The sequence below is a fragment of the Bradyrhizobium sp. JR3.5 genome (assembly GCF_054057015.1).
The window spans coordinates 729,526-750,706 of record NZ_JBSRYV010000001.1 but is presented as its reverse complement, the minus strand read 5'-3'; the positions used below and the strand labels follow the sequence as shown (position 1 = coordinate 750,706).

At 62.2% G+C, this 21,181-nt stretch carries 16 protein-coding genes and 1 pseudogene; 10 read left to right on the top strand and 7 right to left on the bottom strand.

Features of this window, described 5'->3' with window-relative positions; translation table 11 throughout:
* Positions 1 to 54: 54 nt before the first annotated feature.
* Positions 55 to 1,224, bottom strand: a complete 1,170-nt coding sequence (locus ACVWW1_RS03585) for a flagellin N-terminal helical domain-containing protein (protein ID WP_207831170.1) — start codon at positions 1,222 to 1,224, stop codon at positions 55 to 57.
* Here ACVWW1_RS03585 and ACVWW1_RS03580 point away from each other — a divergent pair.
* Together ACVWW1_RS03580 and flbT are read left to right on the top strand one after the other, a co-directional pair.
* Entirely contained in the window at positions 1,211 to 1,363 is a 153-nt protein-coding gene (locus ACVWW1_RS03580; protein WP_207831171.1) for a hypothetical protein, read from the top strand. The genes ACVWW1_RS03585 and ACVWW1_RS03580 overlap by 14 nt on opposite strands.
* A 230-nt stretch (positions 1,364 to 1,593) precedes the next feature.
* Positions 1,594 to 2,025 (top strand): flagellar biosynthesis repressor FlbT, encoded by a 432-nt coding sequence (gene flbT, locus ACVWW1_RS03575; RefSeq protein ID WP_176530212.1) that lies wholly within the window; start codon positions 1,594 to 1,596, stop codon positions 2,023 to 2,025.
* Between the two features lie 132 nt (positions 2,026 to 2,157).
* Here the strand turns inward: flbT and ACVWW1_RS03570 are convergent, their stop codons facing one another.
* From ACVWW1_RS03570 to ACVWW1_RS03550, 5 genes and pseudogenes are all read right to left on the bottom strand, one after another.
* On the bottom strand, positions 2,158 to 4,038 hold the full coding sequence (locus ACVWW1_RS03570; RefSeq protein WP_456654884.1) for a flagellar protein: 1,881 nt from the start codon (positions 4,036 to 4,038) through the stop codon (positions 2,158 to 2,160).
* 7 nt (positions 4,039 to 4,045) lie between these two features.
* Positions 4,046 to 5,924 (bottom strand): annotated as a pseudogene (gene flgK, locus ACVWW1_RS03565) (flagellar hook-associated protein FlgK).
* Positions 5,925 to 5,970: 46 nt separating this feature from the next.
* Positions 5,971 to 7,803 (bottom strand): flagellar hook-basal body complex protein, encoded by a 1,833-nt coding sequence (locus ACVWW1_RS03560; protein ID WP_456654883.1) that lies wholly within the window; start codon positions 7,801 to 7,803, stop codon positions 5,971 to 5,973.
* A 268-nt stretch (positions 7,804 to 8,071) separates the two neighbouring features.
* Positions 8,072 to 8,572 (bottom strand): peptide-methionine (R)-S-oxide reductase MsrB, encoded by a 501-nt coding sequence (gene msrB / locus ACVWW1_RS03555; RefSeq protein WP_092115436.1) that lies wholly within the window; start codon positions 8,570 to 8,572, stop codon positions 8,072 to 8,074.
* 87 nt (positions 8,573 to 8,659) lie between these two features.
* Complete coding sequence (locus ACVWW1_RS03550) at positions 8,660 to 10,156, bottom strand: NAD(P)/FAD-dependent oxidoreductase (RefSeq protein ID WP_456654882.1); 1,497 nt, start codon at positions 10,154 to 10,156, stop codon at positions 8,660 to 8,662.
* A 95-nt stretch (positions 10,157 to 10,251) separates the two neighbouring features.
* On the opposite strand from ACVWW1_RS03550, the gene ACVWW1_RS03545 reads away from it, so the two are divergent.
* The 8 genes from ACVWW1_RS03545 to ACVWW1_RS03510 all read left to right on the top strand — a co-directional run bounded on the left by ACVWW1_RS03545 (position 10,252) and on the right by ACVWW1_RS03510 (position 19,232).
* The gene (locus ACVWW1_RS03545) at positions 10,252 to 10,794 is read left to right on the top strand and encodes a SixA phosphatase family protein (protein WP_456654881.1); all 543 of its coding nucleotides are present in this window, start codon (positions 10,252 to 10,254) and stop codon (positions 10,792 to 10,794) included.
* A 157-nt stretch (positions 10,795 to 10,951) separates the two neighbouring features.
* A complete protein-coding gene (locus ACVWW1_RS03540) occupies positions 10,952 to 11,377 on the top strand; it encodes a universal stress protein (protein WP_038385508.1) in 426 nt (141 codons plus the stop codon).
* Positions 11,378 to 11,678: 301 nt separating this feature from the next.
* Positions 11,679 to 12,332 (top strand): HdeD family acid-resistance protein, encoded by a 654-nt coding sequence (locus ACVWW1_RS03535; RefSeq protein ID WP_456654880.1) that lies wholly within the window; start codon positions 11,679 to 11,681, stop codon positions 12,330 to 12,332.
* 125 nt (positions 12,333 to 12,457) lie between these two features.
* On the top strand, positions 12,458 to 12,913 hold the full coding sequence (locus ACVWW1_RS03530) for an ion channel (protein ID WP_456654879.1): 456 nt from the start codon (positions 12,458 to 12,460) through the stop codon (positions 12,911 to 12,913).
* Between the two features lie 147 nt (positions 12,914 to 13,060).
* Entirely contained in the window at positions 13,061 to 15,532 is a 2,472-nt protein-coding gene (locus ACVWW1_RS03525) for an arylsulfatase (RefSeq protein WP_456654878.1), read from the top strand.
* A 351-nt stretch (positions 15,533 to 15,883) separates the two neighbouring features.
* A complete protein-coding gene (locus ACVWW1_RS03520; protein ID WP_456654877.1) occupies positions 15,884 to 16,855 on the top strand; it encodes an MBL fold metallo-hydrolase in 972 nt (323 codons plus the stop codon).
* 165 nt (positions 16,856 to 17,020) lie between these two features.
* Positions 17,021 to 18,052, top strand: a complete 1,032-nt coding sequence (locus ACVWW1_RS03515; protein ID WP_456654876.1) for an IS110 family RNA-guided transposase — start codon at positions 17,021 to 17,023, stop codon at positions 18,050 to 18,052.
* A gap of 664 nt (positions 18,053 to 18,716) precedes the next feature.
* Positions 18,717 to 19,232, top strand: a complete 516-nt coding sequence (locus tag ACVWW1_RS03510; RefSeq protein WP_456654875.1) for a Cache 3/Cache 2 fusion domain-containing protein — start codon at positions 18,717 to 18,719, stop codon at positions 19,230 to 19,232.
* Between the two features lie 692 nt (positions 19,233 to 19,924).
* Here the strand turns inward: ACVWW1_RS03510 and ACVWW1_RS03505 are convergent.
* Positions 19,925 to 20,977 carry an IS110 family RNA-guided transposase gene (locus ACVWW1_RS03505; RefSeq protein WP_456654874.1) on the bottom strand — a complete coding sequence of 351 codons (1,053 nt, stop codon included), beginning with the start codon at positions 20,975 to 20,977 and terminating at the stop codon, positions 19,925 to 19,927.
* Positions 20,978 to 21,181 lie beyond the last annotated feature (204 nt).

Genomic DNA, 21,181 nt, shown 5'->3' with positions numbered 1-21,181 from the left:
CAAAGAAAAACGGCGGGGTTTCCCCCGCCGCTCTTGAACCACTTGTCGGCGTGCTTAGCGGAGCAGCTGCAGCACGCTCTGCTGGCTCTGGTTGGCCAGCGCCAATGCCGAGACCGCGATCGACTGGCGGGTCGACAGCGCCTGGCTGTTGGCCGCTTCCTCGTTGGTGTCGGCCAGCGTCAGGTTGGACGAACCGGTCTGCAGCACGTTGATCAGGTTCTTCGAGAAGTCCTGGCGGATCTGCACGATCGACAGGTTCGAACCCAGCGTCGAGGCTTCGCTGCGCAACGAGGAGCTCGCCGAGCCCAGCGCCGTCAGCACCTTGTTCGCCGAGTTGTTGTCGAGGAAGTCGGTGCCCGCGGTCAGCGTGTTCAGGCCGAGGCCGGTGGCATTGAAGGTGACGCCGCTGATGGCGAGCGTGGACTTGCCGGTCTCGTTGAAGGTCAGCTTCAGGTTGTCGCCGTTCAACAGGTTGATACCGTTGAACGAGGCGTCCTGCGCCGTGGTCGTGATCTGCGCGATGGTGTTGTTGTACTGAGTCACCAAAGCGGCGCGCGCCGACTGCGACGCCGGGTCGGCAACCGGCGCCGTGCCGGCTGCGCTGAACGTCGCAGTGCCGCCGCCGGTGTTGGTGAAGGTCACCGCACCGATTGTCGAAGACGCCGCGTCGTTGGTCGTGGTGATGACGAGCTTGTTGGAGCTGTCGAGGCTCGCCGTCAGGTTGCTGGCCGCCAGCGACGTATTCAGCTGCGCCAGCGAGCTGCTGGCCCCGAAGGTGAAGCTAAAGGCGGGCTGACCGGCCGAGGCCGCGATCGCCAGCACGTCGCCGCTCTTGATCGTGGTGCCATCGACGAGGTTGGCTGCTGTGCCGCCGAGCGCCGCGGTGGAGGTGACCTGCGACCTGCTGGTGTAGCCGGTCGGGCTCTGCAGCACCTGATTGGCGATCGATTTCGCGGTATCGACCAGCTTCTGCAGCGAGGTGATGCCGGTGTTGGCAGCCTGCAGCACCTGCACACCGTTGCCGATGCCATCGAGCAGGTTGTTGATGTCGCTGGCGCGGTTGTCGAGCGACTGTGCAGTGAAGAAGTTGGTCGGGTTGTCGAGCGCCGTGTTGACCTTCTTGCCGGTGGCAAGACGGTTCTGCGTGGTGGAGAGCAGATCGGCGGTGGACTGGAGGGAGAGGAGGTTCTGACGAACGGAGGAGGAGAGAATGATACCGGACATTTTCATACCTTTCTGGTGTGAAACTGAGAAAAAAACCGCGCCAATCCTTTCTGACCGGGCGGATGGCCGATCCTGCGGTCAAGCCGCCAAGGAAAAAGAAATCTCCAGCACGGCATTTGAGACAAATGCCGAAGAATAAAATTGTCGCCACTGGGCGAAGTTCGCCGTGAAAACTACTGAGACGATTGCCGATTTCGGCCGCGTGCTGCAACTCGCGCGGCCCCGCTGTTCACCAAGCGTTAACCATCATGGGAAAGGATCGCTGTCGCATCGGCCCCGGGCCGCGACGGCGGCTGCTAGAGCAGTGCCGAACTCAACTTCGTTCCGCTGCAACGATATCGCGCGACTGCCCGGCAAAGGAGAACGGTCATGGCCCTGAAGGTCGAACTCAAACCGAACGAGCGCATCATCGTCGGCAATTGCGTGATCACCAACACCGAGCAGCGTGCCCGGCTTCTGATCGATGGCGACCGCATCCCGATCCTGCGCGAGAAGGACATCCTGACGCCGGAGACCGCGGACACGCCGGCGAAGCTGATCTATCTCGCGGTGCAGCTGATGTATCTGTCGCCGGACCCGATGGCGCACCACCCGACCTATTTCAGCCTGGTGCGCGACATCATCACCGCGATGCCAAGCGCCTGGCCGTTCATCGAGAGCGTCAACAACTTCATCCTCAACGGCGATCTCTATCACGCGTTGAAAGAATCCAAGAAGCTGATCGCGCACGAGGAGAAGCTGCTGGAAACCGCACGCGGTCAGCAGAACGGCAATCAGGACGATACCCGCAAGAGCGCGTAGAGCTTCCTGTTTTGACGCGTTTTCTTCACGCGAACAGGCATCCCTTCGCTTGAAAACGCTCTGGCCCCGCCTAAACGAAAAGGCCTCCGCGAGGGAGGCCCTTTTTGCTTTCCAAACCTGCGCGGCAAGCGATCAGGCGATCGGCAAATATTTCAACAGCGTGGTCTGATACAGCATCGACGTGGTCTGGTACGACGCCTGCAGGCTGGTCTGTAGCGCCAGGATCTTGGTCGCGACCTCGTCCTGATTGACGCCCTCGACCGAGTCGAGCATCGTTTCCGCCATGGCCTTGAGTTGGGTCTGACGATCGGTGGCCGCCTTGGTCGCCGTCTGCGCGCCGGCGAACTCGGCCTGCACGTCCTGGATCTGCTGCTGGCCGTTCTGCGGCGCAAGATTCCCGCTGACGCGCTGCGCGAGCGCCGTCACCTGCGCGCTTGCATTCGGGTTGCTGGCGTTGGTGGTCACCGCCGCATACACCGCGACGTTCTGCAGCAGATAGCGGAAGGCCTGCTCGTTGGCACGCGCGCCATACTGCACGGTGATCGACTGATCGACCTGCGCGACGGCGGTGCCGCGCGCCGATCCCGGGCCGTTGTCGCCGGTGTACCAGTACACGGTGTTATCCGGCGTGCCCGCGACCAGGTTGGTCGCGGTATCGAATGGCGGTCCCCCTACCCGGAGCGGCGCCGGGGTCGCAGTCGTGTTGTTGGCGATGCCGAGCGCGCCGAGTGCGGCCGTGTTGGAGCTCGAGATCGAGAGGCTCGCGCCATCGGCGCCGTGAAGCGTGATCGCACCATTGCTGATGGTCGACGGGTTCTTGGTGCCGCTGATCTGGTCGATCTTCGCCATCAGCGTCTGCACGCTGTCGGTGACGTTGACCTGGTTGCCGGTGGCGCCCGAGGCAACGAAGGTGATCGGGGTGCCGTTGACCGTGATGGTGTCGCCGGCCGCGAAACTCGTCGACAGCGAGTCGGTGCCCGCCGCGCCCGAAAGGGCCGTAGCGCCGCTGATCGGCGCCGGCGGCGTGTTCTGGTTGTTGACGGCGGCGCCCGCGACGGTCGCGACTGGATTGAAGAAGTTGTTGGATGCCGCGACCGCGGAGGCCGCGACCAGCGACGTATCGCTCAGCGTCTTGATGGACGAGGTCAGCGTCGATTGAAGGTTAGCGGTCGTCGCCGTGGTGTCGGCACCGATCAGGAACGAGCCCGCCGGCGGCGGGTTCGTGGTCGTTGCCGTGAGCTCGATCGCATCGGTGGTGCCGTCGGGCAGCGTGAAGTTGAACTTGACTTTGTCGCCATCCTTGGGATTGACGGCGCCGAGATCGACCGAGGTGGACTTCGGCGTGCCGGCCGGCTGCGTCACGGTGGCGCCGGTCAACGACGACTGCACTGACAGCAGCTTTACGCCGAACGGCGAGCCGTCCTCGGCGACGCTGGTCACCGTCGTGGTCGCCGGCGGCGACGAGACGCTCAGGCGTCCCATCAAATTGGTGCCCTGATCGGCCTGCTTGCGTTCGTTGATGAGCTGGGTGAGGCCGGCCTGGGTTGCCGTGCCCTTCAACATGGTGTCGGCCGACACCGTGGCCGGCGTGTCCATCGCACGGCCGGAGAACAGATAGCGGTCGCCCGACTGGCTGTTCAGCATCGCGACCGCATTGGAGAACGCGGCCTGCGCCGTGATCTGGCCCGACGTCTGCCCGCTGTTGTTGAGCGTCAGCGTCGCGGTCGTCGCGGCGTTCTTCACCTGGGTCCCGACGTCGGACAGCCCCTGCAGGGCGAGGTTGGCGACGCCCAGGCGGGTGTTGAGGTTGGTGGCCGTGTCCGAGAACGCGTTGATGCCGCTGATCTGCGCGCGCAGGCTGAGCGCGAAGCCGCGATCGAGCCCCTGCCCTGCATAAGTCGTCGATACCTTGCCGGTCGCAAGCTGCGTCGTCAGGTCATTGAGCTGACTGCGCAGGTTGAGGATCGTGGTGCCGATATAGGAAGTTCTGCCGCTTACGCCGTCGATCGACATGTTACCCTCACGTGAGCTGCAGCAGCGCGTCGTACATCTGCTTGATCGACGACATCACGCGCGCATTGGCGGAATAGGCGTTCTGCAGCGACAGCAGATGCGCCATCTCCTCGTCCATGTTGACGCCGGAGGTCGAGTCCATCTTGCTCTGCAGCGTATTGAGCACGACGTCCTGACCGTCGGCCAGTTGCTTGGCCGCCGTCGCCGATTCGCCCTGCTGGCTGATGAACTGCTTGGCAAAGTTCAACAGCGTGCCGGTGAACGGTGCGCCCGACGTGCCGAGGCCGGTCTTCGGCGAATAGCTGTACGACGCGTTCGACAGCTGGTTCAGAATGAGGTTGGCGCGCGTGGTATCGCCGGCCGGCGTCTGCGGATTGGTCGAGTACACGACCATGCGCGAGGGATCGCCGACCAGGGCGGTGTTGACGCTGATGCGTGCGGCAAGGCCCGTCGACTGCGAGCCGTTCGCCGTGATCGCGCCGGTGTAGAGTCCGCCATTGTCGGTGAACAGCGGAAGCTGCGGGTCGCCCGACGTCAGCGACGAAACGGTTGATGTGACCGAGGCCGCGGTCACGTCGGCCTTGTTGGCGGCGCCGTCGTCGAGCACGCGCAGCGTCGACCCGGACGGATTGGAGAATTGCAGGCCGGTTCCGCCGAGCGCGCCGTTGAGCTGCGACAGCACCGAGCTCATGCCGCCGGAGAAATCCACGCCCAGCACCTCGTCGTTCGGATCGACGGTTGCCGTGTTGCTGAGCGGCAGCACGCTCGGATCGTCGACGCGGACGATCGACAGATTGTGCGTGATGCCGGTGGTGTTGTCCTTGTAGGAGACGTGGATGGTGTTGCCGCTCTGCAGCCCCGAGAGATCGAGGTCGAAGCCGGATTGCGCCCCCGCCGTCGCGGCGGTGCCCGCCGTCGTCTTGTCCGACAGCGCGCTCGACATCGCGGCGGCGAACTGGTCGATCTGCGTCTGCGCCTGCGCCAGCGTGTTGTCGCGCAGCTCGAGATAGGCGGCGATCTTGCCTGATCGGATCGAGTTGGTCGACACCATGTCATAGGTGCCGCCATGCGGGAAATTGATGGTGATGGTGCCGACGGTGCTCTTGGTCGGGTCGGTATTGTACTGCGTGTTGGGCGTCATCGTGCCCTGGGCGTTGAAGCTGAGCGTCGCGGCCTCGGTGCCGACCAGCTGCACGCCGGAATTGGTGAACACGGTCACCTGGTTCTGGCTGTTGGTGACGGTGCGGATGTCCATCAGCTGCGAAAGCTGGGTGACGTAGCGATCGCGCTGATCGAGCAAATGCCGCGGTCGACGCATCGGTCGTGCCGCCGTTGGCCTGCAGCTGCACGTTGAGGCGGGCGATCTGCTGCATCGCATTGTTGGCGGTATTGACGGAGTCGCTGATGCCGGCCTCGGCGTTGGCGCGCAGCGTCTGGATGCCCTGCGAGGTCGCGTTGAGCTGCTGTGCCATGGATTGCGCGGCATTGACGACGCCGATCCGGGCCGACTGCGAATCCGGGCTGGTCGACAAGCCCTGCACCGCGGTCAGGAACTTGTTGTAGGCATCCTCGATCGTGCCGGTGGAGTCGGGATTGCCGTAGACGCCCTGCAGATTGGCGAGGAAGCTCGAGCGGACGTCGGCGTAGGACGCGCCCGACGTCTCGGTCCGAAGCTGGGTCTGCAGGAATTCGTCGAGCTGGCGGTTGACGCCGGTGATGAGAACGCTCGACCCGAACTGGCCGGTGGTGCCGGTATCCTGGTTCAGCGTCTTCCTGACGTAGCCCGGCGTCTCCGCGTTGGCGACGTTCGACGACACGAGCGAGAGCGCGGCCTGCGTGGCGCGCAGGCCCGACATCGCGGTGGAAAGGGCTTGGCTCAAACCCATGATGTGTACTCGCCTTTACTGCTTCACACGCGCATCATCGATGCGATCAGCGCACGACGTTCAGGAGGTCCTGCACCATCGAATTGGTCGTCGTGATCACCTTGGTGTTGGCCGAATAGGCCTGCTGCGTCACGATCAGCTTGGTGAACTCGTCGGCAATATCGGTGTTCGAGCTCTCGAGCGACGAACCGACGATGGTACCGGACTTGCCGAACAACGCCGCGCCGGACTCGTCGGTTGCCTCGAACGCGCCGCCGTCGATGCGCTTGAGGAAGTTGGTGCCGTTGAAGGTCGCCACCGAGATTTCGGCGAGGTCGATATTGCGGCCGTTGGTGTAGTTGCCGACGATGCGGCCGTTGGTCGAGACGCTGACCGACTGCAGCTGGCCGGCCGGGAAGCCGTCCTGCTGGATCTGGTTAACCTGGACGTTGCCGTTGGCGTCCGCGAACTGGGTCACGCCACCGGAGCCGAAATTGATCACGGGGCTGCCGAGCGACACGCCGTTGACGACGGCATTGTTGAGCGCGACCGAGGAGATCGCCGGCGACATCTGGCCGTTCGACGCGAAGGTGAAGTTGATGTTGGCGTTCTGCCAGGAGACCTGCGTGCCGGTTGCATTGGGATTGACCTGATAGAACAGGTTCCAGCTATCGGTATGTCCGGCGCCCAGCGAGGAGCTGTCGGTCTTGGCCCAGCGGAATTGCAGGTTCACCGGCGCACCCGACACGTCGTAGGCCGTGACGGCGCCGCCCGAGACGGATTCGTTCAGGAAGGTCGAGTTGTCGTTGCCGACGACCTGGCCGGTGCCCACGGTGCCTCCGCCGCCGCGGGTCGCAACCGCCGAGCCGGTGAAGCCGAGCGCCGCAAGCGCGGTCGAGTTCGAGCTCGTCACGTTGAGGTCGGCCGACGTGCCGGAATGCAGGGTGATCTGGCCGCCGCTGATCGTCGATGGCGTCGCGGTGCCGGTGATCGAGTCGATCTTGGCGAGCAGCGTCCCGATGCTGTCGGTGACGTTCAGCTGGTTGCCGGTCGCACCCGAAGCCACGAAGGTGATGACGGTGCCGTTCACCGTGATCGTATCGGCCGGCACGACCGGGGGGCCGGCGGAGCCGGCGCTGAAATTGGCATTGATCGAATCGCTGCCGGCCGCGCCCGAAAGCAGGGTCGCGGCGGTGTTGGCCACCGACGGCGTCGCCTTGTTGTTCTGCGCGGTGCCGGTGACCGATGAATCGGTATACGGCGCGGCCGGCGTGCCCAGCACCAGCGGGTTATGTCCGGCGCTGAACGCGCCCGGCCGGATCAGCTCGGAGCCCGGAACCGAGGTGTCGTGCGCCGTGGTCAAGGGATAGGACGCGAGGTTGGCGCGGTAGTCGATCTTGGTGGTCTGCTGCGCCGGCAGGAAGTCGTTCTTGAACCGCAGCACCTGCGGCGAGGAGCCCGACGGGTTGCCGGTGGTCGGGTCGATCGGCACGCCCTCGAGATAATAGCCGGCGCCGTTGACCAGATAGCCGTCCTTGTTGAGCTGGAAATCGCCGCGACGGGTGTAGCGGTCGACGCCGTCGAACACCGGCGAGCCGTCAGTGAAGCTGCCCGGCTTTTGCACCGCGAAGAAGCCGTTGCCGTTGATCGCCATGAAGGTCGCGACCGACGCCGACTGCACGTCGCCCTGCACCGAGTTGGTTGAGCGCGACTGCGCCGTGACGCCGCCGGCGAGCTGCGCGGTCAGCGCGGTCTGCGGGACGAGGTCGAGAAAGGAGGTATCGATGCGCTTGAACGCCGTGGTCTGCGAGTTGGCGATGTTGCCGGAGATGTTCTCGAGCGCGTACGACCCTGCGCGCAAGCCACCGACCGCCGTCGTAAGAGCGCCGAAGATACCCATGACATGTTCTCCAATTCGATTCCCGGCGGCTGGCAATCACAGGAATGGCCGCATCGGCGGAGCATGTCGCAAAGGTCGTGCCACGAAACGAAACGTAACAAAATCATGCGCTTGAAAAAAAAGCCCTGGCCGTTTAACCGGGGCACAATTGCCGGGCAGGCAACAATTGCCGGGACAGAGCGCGGTTCTGACCGCGCTCATTCGTCTTGGTGGACGCGCTTTCTTGACGCGAACCGGTAACCACTTCGCTCGAAAACGCTACGGGCCGTCAGGTCGCCGAGGGTGCGGCCGGGTGAAACACCAGCGCAAAACCGTCCATGCAGTAGCGTAGCCCGGTCGGCTTCGGGCCGTCATCGAAGACATGCCCGAGATGGCCGCCGCAGCGGCGGCAATGCACCTCGGTGCGCAGCATGCCGAAGGTGCGGTCCGACGTGGTGCCGATCGCATTGTCCAGCGGCTTCCAGAAGCTCGGCCAGCCAGTGCCGCTCTCATACTTGGTCTCGGACGAGAACAGCGGCAGGTCGCAGCCGGCGCAGGCGAAAGTGCCCTTGCGGTGCTCCTTGAGCAACGGGCTCGATCCCGGCCGCTCGGTGCCCTCCTGGCGCAGGATCTCATATTGCTGCGGCGTCAGCTGCGCGCGCCACTCGGCGTCGGTCTTCTCGATCTCGAATTTCTCGGCGGCCTGCGCCGGCGAGGCGCGCAGCCAGCGGAAGGCGGCGAGGCCGAACAGGCCGGCGACGGAAGCAAGCAGGATGCGGCGATCGATCATCAATCATCTCCGATGCGGGCGGCCAAAGCTGGCGAAACAAGACTGGCAAACCGGCTCGTCACCAAATACGAACCCCGCCGCCAGACGTTACATCCGCCCGTCCGAGATCCGCTCACTTTCTTGCGAGGGATGGGCAGACGGCGGCTCAGCGTCCTCAACCTGCCGGGGCACGGGCGGCGGCACCGGCCGCACGGACGACGGCGGCGGGCGGCGGGGTGCCGGCCCCCGGGTTCCCGCCTTGAGATTGGCCTCGGCCAGCCGCGCCTCGCGGCGGCGCTCCTTCGCACGTGCACCCTCGCGGTAGCGCGCCAGCACGCCCGCCGCGGATGCGGCGCCCCTCGCCCACAGGCTGATAAAATGACCGGCGACCCGACCGGTGGTGCCGCCGGCCCAGACAAGCTCGAACGGCGAAAACAGCCGCCAGCGGTCGTCGCCCCACAGGATGCTGCGCGCGATCAACTGGCCCGCGAGCGCCGAGGTGTTGAGCCCCTGCCGGCCGAAGCCGCTCGCCACCCACAGGCCCCTGCTCAACTGCCCGATCTGCGGCATGCCATGCACGGTGACGCCGACTGCGCCACCGAACGTGTCGGCGATCGGAACCTTGCCGAGTTGAGGAAACACCGTGGCGATGCGACGTTGCACCGCCGCACCAAGCCGCTTCGGCCGCGCGTCCCAGGTGGTTTCGGGACTGGCCCACAACAGGCGATCGCCATCGACGACACGGAAATGGTCGATGCCGTCGCTGTCGACGACCGAGCCGGAAAAGGCGATCGCCTCCGCCAGCCGTTCCCCGAGCGGTTCGGTCAACGCCGCGTAGCGCCACACCGGCAGCAGCGTATCGGACAAGCGCTTCAGCGGCGCGCCGAGATGGACGTTGCCGGCGAGGACAATGTGGTTGGCGCGCAGTCGCGCCGTCGGCGTCACGATGCGCTTGCGGATGCCCGAGAAATCGATGCTGACGACCGGCGTCTCCTCGAATATCCGCACGCCCGCCCGCATCGCCAGCGCGGCGAGACCGTGCACATATTTGCGGCCGTCGATCTGGAACGCCTTCGGATAATAGATGCCGTGGAAATAGCGCCCGGTCCTGAGCACGCTGCGCACGCGATCGACCTGCCAGCCTTCGACTTCGGTGGCAAATTCCTCACCCAGCGTCTGCAGGCGGCTGATCAGCGCTTCGCCGACATCCACATTGGAGACTTCCAGCGCGCCGTCGCTCGCCCTGATGCCCGGGATCAGCTCCTCGGTGGCAGTGGCGCGAACATAATCGGCGCCCTCTTTCGAGAGCGCCCACAATTCGCGGGCCTCATCGAGGCCGACGCGCTCAATCACATCTGATATCGGCAGGCCGAAACCCGGCATCACGGTGCCGAGATGGTGGCCGGAGGCGTTCCAGCCGATCTGGCGGCCCTCGAGCACGGCGACGCTGGCACCAAGCCGCGCCGCCTCGCGGGCCACGGTCAGGCCGGCCAGCCCCGCCCCGACCACGCAAATGTCGACGTCGAGGTCGAACGCCAGACGGTCGCGGAACGGTGAGGCCGCCTCGTCGGGGCCGCCTGCCGCACTTGTGGAAGTCTCGCTCATGTCGTTTCTTACGAACCGCTGCGGCGCTTGTCACCTTGTCCAGGGCATGAGCCTGTAGAATTTAATTCGACCAGACCGAATCGAGATGGAAGTCCATGCGCCGTTTGCTGCTGCTGCGTCACGCCAAGACCGAAACCGACGCGCCTTCGGGGCAGGACCAGGACCGTCGCCTCGACGAGCGCGGCCACCGCGATGCGGCAGAGATCGGCGGCTGGATCGCCCGCCATCCGCCCCTGCCCGATCTGGCGCTGGTGTCACCGGCGGTCCGCACCACGCAGACCTGGGAGATCGTGCGCGAGGCGCTGAAGGCCGCCGGACGTGCGCCGAAAGTCGAATTCGTGCCGGAACTCTACGGCGCCGATCCGGCGCAATTGCTCACCGCGATCCGGATGGCTTCCGTCACCGACCCGAAGCGGCTGATGCTGATCGGCCATAATCCCGGCATGCACGAGCTCGCGCTGACGCTGACCGGCAGCGGCGACGAGGCCGCCAAGCGCGCGCTCGGCGCCAATCTGCCGACCTCGGGGCTCGCCGTGTTCGACTTCGCGACCGACGATTGGAACGACGTCTCCTTCCGGCGCGGCAAGCTCGTGCTGTTCGTTAGCCCTAAACTGTTGAAGCAGGCCTCGCGCGGCTGACGCAAGCGGACAGCGCCGCTCTGCCATGCTATATTGATCTCGGCGCGACAGGGGGACCGGTTCGCGGCGACACGACAAGCTACTCCAAGAACAAGAAGGCGCGCGTCCCGGCACAGGTACCAAACGGCTCCAGACCAATCGCGGACAGGAGGCGCAGATGTACAAGTCCATTCTCGTGCCGATCGACCTCGCCGATACCGATCTGGCGAAGCCGGCGATCGCAACCGCTGCAACATTATCGCAAACCTGGAACGGAACGGTGCGTCTGCTCAACGTATTGCCGATGACGCCGGTGATGCTCGCCGAATATGTTCCGGCGGATTTCGACAGCCAGCAGCGTGAAACATCGGAAGAAGCGCTCGCGATCGTCGCGCGCGAATCGGGCATCGCGCCCGGGCGCATCTCGGGCGTGGTCCGCCAGGGCGGCATCTATCACGAGATCCTCGAAGAGGCAGCGACCATGAAGGCCGACCTGATCGTGATGACCTCGCACCGCCCGGCGATGCGCACCTATTTCCTCGGCTCAAACGCCGGACACGTGGTGCGCTACGCCAAATGCTCGGTGCTCGTGGTGCGGCACTAAGCGGGATGAGTTATGGGGCCGTCGCAGGCGGCGCTGCCAAAATATCGAAAACAACCCCATGCAAAGTAGCCGGCGGCTGGCGGGGGTCGACCAGGCGACTTGACACGTCGGGCAACTCAGGGATATTCTTCTAATATTCCGAAATTGCGCCCCGCGTCCCCGCGCCATGCACCCGAAAGCGGACGCATTGTGCTCACGTCGAGTTCTCACCTTGACCCCAACTCGGACATCACGCGCTCAACTTCAGAGGACACAATCCGGTTGATTTAGCTCAACACTGATTGCTTTCCGTCTGTCACAGATGGCTATTGCGCAGGATCAGGACCGCTTGGAGCGCTGCGGTCCAACCAACTTGAGCGAGATTGTCATGAGCACGATGCAAATCGGCCGGCCGCCGGGAATGGGCCTTGGGTCAGTCATGGTGCACGCATTGGCGAAGAACTGGTGGGTGCTTCTGTTACGCGGCATCGCCGCGATCATATTCGGTGTGCTCGCGTTCGCCTGGCCAGGCATGACTCTGCTGACGCTTATTATGTTCTACGGTGCATTTACGATGGTTGACGGAGCGCTCGCGATAATTGCCGCTATTACCGGTGGCGCGCCGGCACCACGCTGGTGGCTGGCCATTGTCGGCCTGCTTGGCATTGCAACGGGGCTCCTCGTGTTCATAATGCCGGGTCTTACTGCGCTTGTGCTGCTGTATTTCATCGGCGGCTGGGCGATCGCGACTGGCGTGTTTCAGATTATCGGCGCGATCAGGTTGCGCAAGGAGATCGACGACGAGTGGTACCTGATTTTGGGTGGCGTCGTTTCGGTACTGTTCGGTATCGGTGTCATGATGGCTCCGGGGGCTGGCGCGCTCGCATTGCTTTGGGTCATCGGCACTTACGCCGTTGTTATGGGCGTGATTTTGGTTGCACTGGCGTTTCGGCTCAAGAGGCTTGCTCATTCCTAGATGTTGCCGCCAGCCGTCCCGAGTTCTCATCCGACCCGTTGACGCAATCGGGGCAAATAGTAAGGCCCGCCCTCCCCTTGGCCCTCACCCGACAGGTTTGATTTGTCGAAACAGGCCGACCGTCAATGTTCCTGACAGTTCTCTTCGCTGCTTGTCTGGTGGTGATCACCGTGGCCATTCACGCGGTCGGGTTAGACACGCTGCTCCGGTGCATTATGCGGTCGCACGCCTTGGCCGCATCGGGCTTCCGGCGCGTCACGTTAGCTGTGATTGCGCTGGCTTGCTGGCTGGTTCTGATCCACCTGGCTGAGATTTCGGTCTGGGGTTTGTTCTATTTCTGGCAAGGCTGCCTTCCCGATCTCGGGTCTGCGTTTTATTTTTCCGCAGGCGCCTACACGACCATTGGCAGCGGTCTTGCATTGCCCGAGCCCTGGCGGATGTTCGCGCCGCTTGAGGCCTTGACAGCCGCTCTCATGTTTGGACTCTCGACCGGGCTATTCTTCGCGGTCGTCAGCCGTTGGATCCGCAACTGGACGGACTGGCAAAACGCGCTCACGTCCGACTTGCAGCAGAACAAATAGAACGTACCAAGCTTGCGTAACTTACCTGCGCGCTCCGGCTTCCGCTCCCATCCCTTGCTTGATACAGATCAAGCCCAACCATCCCCATAAGTCTACCGTGAGTGCTTCGCCTGTTCTCCCCGCGTAGGCGACGCCGATGGATGTCCCATGACAATGAAAGCCGCGTGCAGATGCTCGACCCAATGCGGGATCGCAACAATCGCGAAGTCCATTTCTCGTTTGATGGTTGGCGCGCTAGGCACGCTATTCTCCTTGGGGGCATTAGCTCAGCAGCCACAGCCCGTGGGGCCGTACAAGGATTTCAACGGCACCATTAATCTCGATGTTCGTGATTCGAAGGCCGACTGGGGGCCGTTCACGCCGAAGAAGGCACCAGCGGGCGCACCGAACGTCCTGTTCGTCCTCTACGACGACACTGGCCTTGCCGCCTGGTCGCCGTACGGCGGCCGAATCAACATGCCCACACTCGACAAGCTTGCACAGAACGGAATCACTTATACGCAGTGGCACACGGTAGCGCTTTGTTCGCCAACCCGGTCCACGCTGCTGACGGGCCGCAATCACACCTTAAACGGCATGGCCGCCATCACGGAAGCCTCCAATGGCTTTCCAGGCTGGGCGGGTCGCATCCCGCCGCAAGCCGCGACCATCGCGCAGGTCCTTCAGGACAACGGCTACAGCACCTTCTGGTTAGGCAAGAATCATAACGTTCCGGAGCAGGACGTTGCCGAGGGCGGCGACCGCAAGACTTGGCCTCTCGGTCAGGGATTTGAGCGCTATTACGGCTTCATCGGCGGGGAGACTAACCAGTGGTACCCGGACCTCGTTGAGGACAATCACTTCATCGAGCCGCCGGCCTCACCGGAGCACGGCTACCATCTTTCCAAGGATCTCGCCGATCAGGCCATCAAGATGATCCGCAACCAGCAGGCTGCGACTCCCTCGAAGCCGTGGTTCATGTTCTACAATCCAGGCGCCAATCACGCGCCGCACCAGGCCCCGAAGGAGTACATCGCCAAGTACAAAGGCAAGTTCGACGATGGCTACGAGGCGTATCGCACCTGGGTGCTGGCGCGCATGATCGAGAAGGGCGTGGTGCCGAAGGACACCAAGCTGACGCCGATCAACCCGATGCCTGAGTCCCAGGCGAACCCGGCAGATGCCGTTCGCCCGTGGAACACGCTCAACGCGGACGAGAAGAAACTGTTCTCGCACATGGCCGAAGTCTGGGCCGGATTGTCGGAATACACCGATGTGCAGATCGGCCGCGTCGTCGACTACCTGGAGAAGACCGGGCAGCTCGAGAACACGATGGTTCTCTACGCCGCCGACAACGGCACCTCAGGCGAGGGTACGCCGAACGGGTCCGTCAACGAGAACAAGTTCTTCAACGGCTATCCCGATGACCTGGCCGAGAATATGAAACTGTTCGACAAGCTCGGGGGACCGGACACCTATGGCCATTTCCCCACCGGATGGGCAGTGGCATTCTCAACGCCATTTCAAATGTTCAAACGCTACGCGCAGTATTCCGGCGGCACGGCCGATCCGCTCGTCATTTCCTGGCCCAAAGGCATCAAGGCCCGTGGCGAAATTCGGGACCAGTACCACCACTCGGTCGACATCGTGCCGACGATCCTCGACGTTGTCGGCCTCGAGATGCCCAAGGTCTATCGCGGCGTGGAGCAGTTCCCGCTCTCCGGCGTCTCGATGCGCTACACATTCGATGCGGCGCCGCATGCGCCGACGCAGAAAAAGCGGCAGTTCTACTCCATGCTCGGCACTCGCGGGATGTGGGAGGACGGCTGGCTCGCTGCTGCGGTCCACGCCCCGTTCACCGGCAAGGGACACTTCGATCAGGACCAATGGCAGCTCTATCACGTCGACGAGGACCGCTCGGAGTCGACCGACCTGGCGAAGCAGTATCCGGAGAAGCTGGAGGCGCTCAAGAAGGCATGGGACGAGGAAGCCCGAGCCAATCTGGCTCTGCCGATTGATGACCGAACCGCGTCCGAAATCCTGCTGATCGAGCGCCCTTCGTCCGAAGCAATCCGTGACCGTTACGTCTACTACCCTGATACGGCGCCGGTGCCGGAAGGCGTCGCCGTCAACGTGCGCAATCGCTCGTACAAGATCCTCGCCAATGTGGAGATATCAGACGCGGATGCCGGCGGCGTGATCTTCGCCCACGGCTCTCGCTTCGGCGGGCACGCACTGTTCATCAAGGATCACAAGCTCTACTACGTGTACAACTTCCTCGGCATCAAGCCCGAGCAGAAGTTCGTCTCCAAAGAGACACTGAAGCCCGGCAAGTACACGCTCGGAATGGAGTTCACACGCACGGGTGCCGGCCCTCACAAGGAGTCGGTCGGTACAATGAAGCTGTACATCAACGACAAGGCTGTTGCCGAAGGTTCAATGAAGACGCAGGCGGCCAAGTTCACCTTGTCGGGCGACGGCCTCTGCGTCGGCTACGACAGCGGCGACGCCGTCAGCGCGGAATACAAGACGCCCGGGACATTCCATGGCGGGACCATTCAGGCGGTCGGCATCACGGTCGAAAAGGCTTCGTACGAGGCCCTCGAAATGGAAGCGCAGAGAGCGCTGGCTCGCGACTAACCGTAAGATAGCAGCTCACGCGGGCCGCTTGTAGGAGCGGCCCGCGATTACATCGCATGAAGCCCGTGCACGAATAAAATAGATGTCTCCTTCTGGCCCTCTTGAAACATGCCGAACGGCCGTGACGATGTCCGCATCGGAGCCAAGACTGGAAGTGCCGACCCGCCGGTGCGAGGTCTCAGTTTGACGCTTTTCGGAAGTGGAGCGTTGGCTATCGAAAATCCGGCGTTGGGGGTGAAGCAGACGTCGCGATCGCGCGTTCCGACTTCCGAGTTTGACCCGGAGCCGACCCTGTGCAGCGCACATCCACATTGATATGCTATCCATTCAATCAGCGGGGAGTCTCGAACGATGTCCGATATCTCGCGTCGGGACGTGACACTTGGCGCAGCCGGTGCTTATGCCGCGTTTGGACTCGACAAGCCGATCACGTTTGTCGAGGCGGCTCACACTCAACAGTCCGTCGCTCAACCTTTCCGCAAATACAAGGTCGGCGACATTGAAATCTTCTCTCTGATCGATGGCATGCGTGACGTTCCGCTGCGGGAGGGCATGGTCAGGAATGTCAGCGTCGAACAGGTCAGGACCGTGTTGCGTGGTGCCGGTTTTCCCGACAATCAGGCGCCCCTGCGGTTCATCGTCATGGCGCTCAAGCTGCGCGATCAAGTGGTCCTGATCGACTCGGGTACGGGCGGCCATCCGATTTATGGTGAGGGGAACGGCCGGTTATTCGAGAGCATGGCGGCGGCGGGCCTTGACCCCAAGGCAGTCAAGACGATTCTCATCTCCCATCTCCACGGCGACCACATTTATGGCCTCATGAACAATGAGAGCGATGCGCAGGTCTTCCCGGATGCCGACATCGTGGTGCCCGCCGCGGAATTGAAATGGTGGACGCACCCGGGGGTCGAGTCGATCGACCTCGGACCGACGCGCAAAGGCCTCGCCCAGCGAATTCAGGCCACGGTGGCGACTTGGAAAAACGTCAGGACCTTTGAGGGAGAACCAGAACTCCTGCCCGGTGTGCACGCCGTTCAGGCGCCCGGCCATAGCCCGGGAATGGTCGCGCATCTGGTCACCTCCGGCGGCGAACAGTTCCTGATCAGCGCTGACGTGGTCAATCTTGCGCCACACATTTCAACAAATCCCGAGTGGCAGCTCGCTATCGACCAGGATCCGCAAATGGCTGTCGAAACGCGAAGGAAGATCTTCGATCGCGCGGTCGCCGACAAGCTCACTATTTCGGGTACTCACTGGTTGATGCCGAACGTCGGCACGCTGGCCAAGGATGGCAACAGGTACGTATTCGTAGCCGAGGGGTAATATTCCCGCGACACTATCTGGTAATTGGAACACGACTGCTGCTCGTAGCGGAGAACCGATCGGCATCTGAGTCAGCTTTTGATGCTGTGGACGGCTCCTCCACCGGCACAAGAGTGCCAAGGAGTGGGCGCTGTTTGAAGCTCCCACGATTCGGATGAGCAGCCTATGCAGTCAATTTCGACGATCGGTCTGGATATTGCGAAGTCGGTCTTCCAAGTACACGGCGTTGATGCAGCGGGCCAAGTGGTCGTACGCCGTCAGTTGCGGCGTCGCCACGTCCTGGCGTTTTTCCAGAAGCTGCCGCCGTGCCTGGTGGGGATCGAGGCTTGCGCGTCATCCCACCATTGGTCCCGCGAGCTGCAGGAGTTAGGGCATACGGTGCGATTGATGCCGCCGGCCTATGTGAAGCCCTACGTCAAGCGGCAGAAGAACGACGCCACGGACGCGGAAGCGATTTGCAAGGCGGTCACGAGACCCAACATGCGGTTCGTGCCGACCAAGACGGTCGAGCAACAGAGCTGTCTGATGCTTCACCGGGCGCGCCATCTCTTCATCCGCCAACAGACTGCCGTCATCAATTCAATCCGCGCCTATCTTGCCGAGTTCGGGATTGTCGCCCCAGTGGGGCGCAGGGGTGTGGAGCAACTGCTGGAAGTCGTCGCCGACACAGCCGACCACCGGCTCCCCGAGGTGGCCCGTGCATGTCTTGCTGCTCTCGGCAGTCAATTGCGCGCGCTGAAGGCTCAAATCCTGGAGTTCGACCGACGCATCATCGCCTGGCATCGATCAAGCACGACGAGCAAACGGCTGGACGCGATCCCCGGTGTCGGGCCGGCGTTGGCCACAGCATTGGTCGCCAGCATTGCGGATCCCAAGGCTTTCCGATCGGGACGAGACTTCTCGGCCTGGGTTGGGCTCGTGCCGAAGCAGAAGTCGAGCGGAGGCAAGGACAAACTTGGCGGTATCAGCAAACAAGGGGATCGCTATTTACGCAGCCTGTTCACGGCTGGCGCGCTCGCCGTGATCCGCTATGCCAAGATCCATGGCACCGATCACCGGCCCTGGCTCACTCGATTGTTGGCCCGGCGGCCCACAAAGGTCGCGGCCATCGCACTCGCTAACAAACTCGCCAGAATGGCGTGGGCAATGATGGCCAGAAACGAACGTTACAATGAACCCGCCGCTCTCGCGGCGTGACGAGACGACATTACACCGGACATCCGGTGTGACGTAACGGTTGGGAGGGCGAACAGCACTTAATGCAGCGCCGGTCGATCCGGCGATCAGGACAACCCACATGGGCCATGGCATCTTCGAATGCGTGCTTTTGACCGGGACCTGATCCGCGGAGGGCATTATGGCCAGCGGTCATGTGAACCGCGCAAACAGGCCGAACACATGGCCGCTCCGACCAACGCCGCAAAGTGAAGATTCTTCTTGCCAACCCAGAGCCGTCCACACATGGCCCATCGCGACAGTTGGCGCAGTGCAGGGACATGTCCGGAGCTGAGGGTAGACCGGAAGTAGCTGGCCGACTGCAAAGACGACGCGATTGACCCAACTGAGACATCGCGGAGTGATGCGAAAATGCACCGCTAAATTGCCGTGCCCTACCTTGATCCACATCAAGAGCCGTTGCTTGGATATGGCTGAGTGTCTTAATTACAAATTGGGATCGTCTGAATCCCGACTTGAAGCACGCGACTAGGAAAACGATTGGGGACGGCTAGGCAAGTCCTTTCATACGAGGTCATCGCGTGATGCAAACTTCGAACCCATGTTGAGTAATCTCGATCGAGAGCCAATGCCCAGACGGGCGATGCTCCCGAGCAGTACAGCGTTTTCACCGGGAGGAATACACATGAACTTCAAACTTTTTGGTTTCTTAAAAGTCGCATGCCTTATTGGGGCAGCAGCGCTCTTTCCGAACCTCGTCCAGGCCCAGGATGCAAAGGTCAAGACTGCAATGGAGCTGTTGGAGTCAAAGGCGAATAAGCTAGGTCCACCGAAGATCAATGGGACCGATACTGTTGCTGGCAAGCAAGTCCCGGCAATCTATTTTGGTACTACAAAGATGAACAACAATTTCGATTTGGTCGATGAAGTGGTTAAGGAAGCTCAGGGAACGGCCACCATATTTGTGAAGAGCGGCGAGGAGTACGTTCGCGTTGCCACTAACGTTAAAAAGGTCGATGGCACACGAGCGGTCGGAACCATTCTCGACCCCAAAGGCAAAGCGATCGAATCAATTAAAAAGGATGAGCCATTCTACGGAGAGGTGGACATTCTCGGTAAGCCCTACATCACAGGTTACAAGCCGATCCGGGACGCATCGAAGAATGCAATCGGTATCTACTACGTAGGATACATGAAGTAGCCTAGGACACTCTATTTCCCGGAGCATCAGCCGCAGCGGCTGATCTGGAACTTGCCGGGATCGCAATGGGGTTTCGGGGGCAGTTCGTGCAAAGAGAACAACTCATCGGAACCCGATTTGTCTTATGGGCCGTGTCGCCCCCCTGGTGACACGGCTTCCACGCTCAACCATCGCCTGACCCGCGTGAACGACCACGCTGTGTTCGCGAATGTCGCCTGTTGGCCCTTCTCGGAAGTGCCGCGCTGGCTATTGAAGGTCCGGTGCCGGAGGTGAAGCGGACCTCACGGTTGCGCGTTCCGACTTCCGAGTGTGTGACCCAACTGTATGGACCGGCCGTGCGTTGCAAGCTGAATCTTCAGAACAGTGGTTGGTCTTGCGCTTCTGTATCCGGCCCTTGCGTGGAGCAGATCGCTCCTGGCCATCATGGATATCCGCGCGCGTCCGATCTCATTCTCGGATAGGCCCTCGAAGGCCAATTGGGTCACCAGATCACGAACGCGACGGCGAGACCGTTCTCCCATTCTTCAAATCCAACTCGCAGACTTCGGCGGGTATCTCCCATTTCAAATGTTCTCTAGGATTGACTGAAGCCATCCCTTCGGAGCCACCGTCGCTCGCTCGCCCCGATGGGCGAGCGACGGTGGCGGAGAAGGGTGGCGGTCATCCCTTTGGTGAACCAGAGCGAGCTCATGTCATACCGCTGCTGCGCTGAGACGCGTCTCGTATACACGATGTTGTGCCAACACGCTCCATGCGATGCGAGCCAGCTTGTTAGCCAGAGCCGTCGCCAGCACATTATGGTGTAGGCGTTGAGCCGCAGCGGCAAGCCAAGGTCCAAAGCCGTGCTTCATCCAGTTCCTTGGTCGCAGCAGAACGACGCGAGCGGCCTGCATGAAGAGCATGCGAAGGTAGCGATTGCCGCGTTTGGTGATGCGCCCGAGAATCGTTCGATCACCTGTCGATATCTGCTTAGGGACCAAACCGAGCCATGCCGCAAAATCGCGGCCGCGTGTGAAGGCAATGCCATTGCCGATCGCGGCGACGACGGCGCTCGAGATGATCGGACCTATGCCCGGTATTGTCATCAAGTGCCGACAAGACTCCGTGGTCTGGGCAAGCGCTTCGATTTCGCCACTCACGGCCTCGATGCGATCGTCGAGGCGGCGCCAGTCTTGAGCCAGATCTTCTAGGATGCGAACCATCCGCGGTGACAGGACGTCTGTGCGTTGGGAAAGGATGTCTGGCAATGCATGGCGCAACCAGTGGAACTGTTGCCTCACGGTGAGGCCGTGCTCCAGGAGAAAGCAGCGAATCTGATTGATGATCGCGGTCCGCTCGCCCACCAGGCGGTAGCGCACACGGTGCAATGCCTGGAGATCGAGATGCTCGTCCGTTTTCGGCGGCACGCACCGTGTCGTCGGACGTTGCACGGCTTCAGCAACCGCATGCGCATCTCGAAAATCATTCTTGTGGGTCTGCCGGAAAGGCCTGGCGTAGACCGGCGGCACCTGTCTCACGTCGTGGTTGAGGGCAAGCAGTTCGCGGGTCACATAGTGCGTTCCCATGCCTGCCTCTATCCCGATCAGGCATGGCGGCACATTCGCGAGCCGAGACACAATTTTGGTGCGGGCCACCTTCTCACGCAGCACGATCTCTCCTCGGGCGTCGAGGCCAACCATGTGCAGTGTGTTCTTGCCGGGATCGATACCAATGGTGACGACTGCGGTGTCAAACTTGTGTGGCATGGGCGTGTTCCTCCTCCTGATTCCCCCCACAAGTATGCTCGCGGGTTTGGCGGGAGCACGGCCGGTCCATCCCATTCTCGGACATCGTGACATTCTCGCTTGATCTACCACAACAAGCGATATTCCCTTATCGCCTATATCGCCGCGTGGGAGTAACTTCCCTCGACGAACGTGAAGGAAGCGCTAGGCTATGTTGAAGTTCAG

Coding starts and splice junctions, on each gene's coding strand:
- ACVWW1_RS03580 (WP_207831171.1), top strand. CDS start 1,211: ATGATACCGGACATTTTCATACCTTTCTGGTGTGAAACTGAGAAAAAA.
- ACVWW1_RS03585 (WP_207831170.1), bottom strand. CDS start 1,224: ATGTCCGGTATCATTCTCTCCTCCTCCGTTCGTCAGAACCTCCTCTCC.
- flbT (WP_176530212.1), top strand. CDS start 1,594: ATGGCCCTGAAGGTCGAACTCAAACCGAACGAGCGCATCATCGTCGGC.
- ACVWW1_RS03570 (WP_456654884.1), bottom strand. CDS start 4,038: ATGTCGATCGACGGCGTAAGCGGCAGAACTTCCTATATCGGCACCACG.
- ACVWW1_RS03560 (WP_456654883.1), bottom strand. CDS start 7,803: ATGGGTATCTTCGGCGCTCTTACGACGGCGGTCGGTGGCTTGCGCGCA.
- msrB (WP_092115436.1), bottom strand. CDS start 8,572: ATGATCGATCGCCGCATCCTGCTTGCTTCCGTCGCCGGCCTGTTCGGC.
- ACVWW1_RS03550 (WP_456654882.1), bottom strand. CDS start 10,156: ATGAGCGAGACTTCCACAAGTGCGGCAGGCGGCCCCGACGAGGCGGCC.
- ACVWW1_RS03545 (WP_456654881.1), top strand. CDS start 10,252: ATGCGCCGTTTGCTGCTGCTGCGTCACGCCAAGACCGAAACCGACGCG.
- ACVWW1_RS03540 (WP_038385508.1), top strand. CDS start 10,952: ATGTACAAGTCCATTCTCGTGCCGATCGACCTCGCCGATACCGATCTG.
- ACVWW1_RS03535 (WP_456654880.1), top strand. CDS start 11,679: ATGGCTATTGCGCAGGATCAGGACCGCTTGGAGCGCTGCGGTCCAACC.
- ACVWW1_RS03530 (WP_456654879.1), top strand. CDS start 12,458: ATGTTCCTGACAGTTCTCTTCGCTGCTTGTCTGGTGGTGATCACCGTG.
- ACVWW1_RS03525 (WP_456654878.1), top strand. CDS start 13,061: ATGACAATGAAAGCCGCGTGCAGATGCTCGACCCAATGCGGGATCGCA.
- ACVWW1_RS03520 (WP_456654877.1), top strand. CDS start 15,884: ATGTCCGATATCTCGCGTCGGGACGTGACACTTGGCGCAGCCGGTGCT.
- ACVWW1_RS03515 (WP_456654876.1), top strand. CDS start 17,021: ATGCAGTCAATTTCGACGATCGGTCTGGATATTGCGAAGTCGGTCTTC.
- ACVWW1_RS03510 (WP_456654875.1), top strand. CDS start 18,717: ATGAACTTCAAACTTTTTGGTTTCTTAAAAGTCGCATGCCTTATTGGG.
- ACVWW1_RS03505 (WP_456654874.1), bottom strand. CDS start 20,977: ATGCCACACAAGTTTGACACCGCAGTCGTCACCATTGGTATCGATCCC.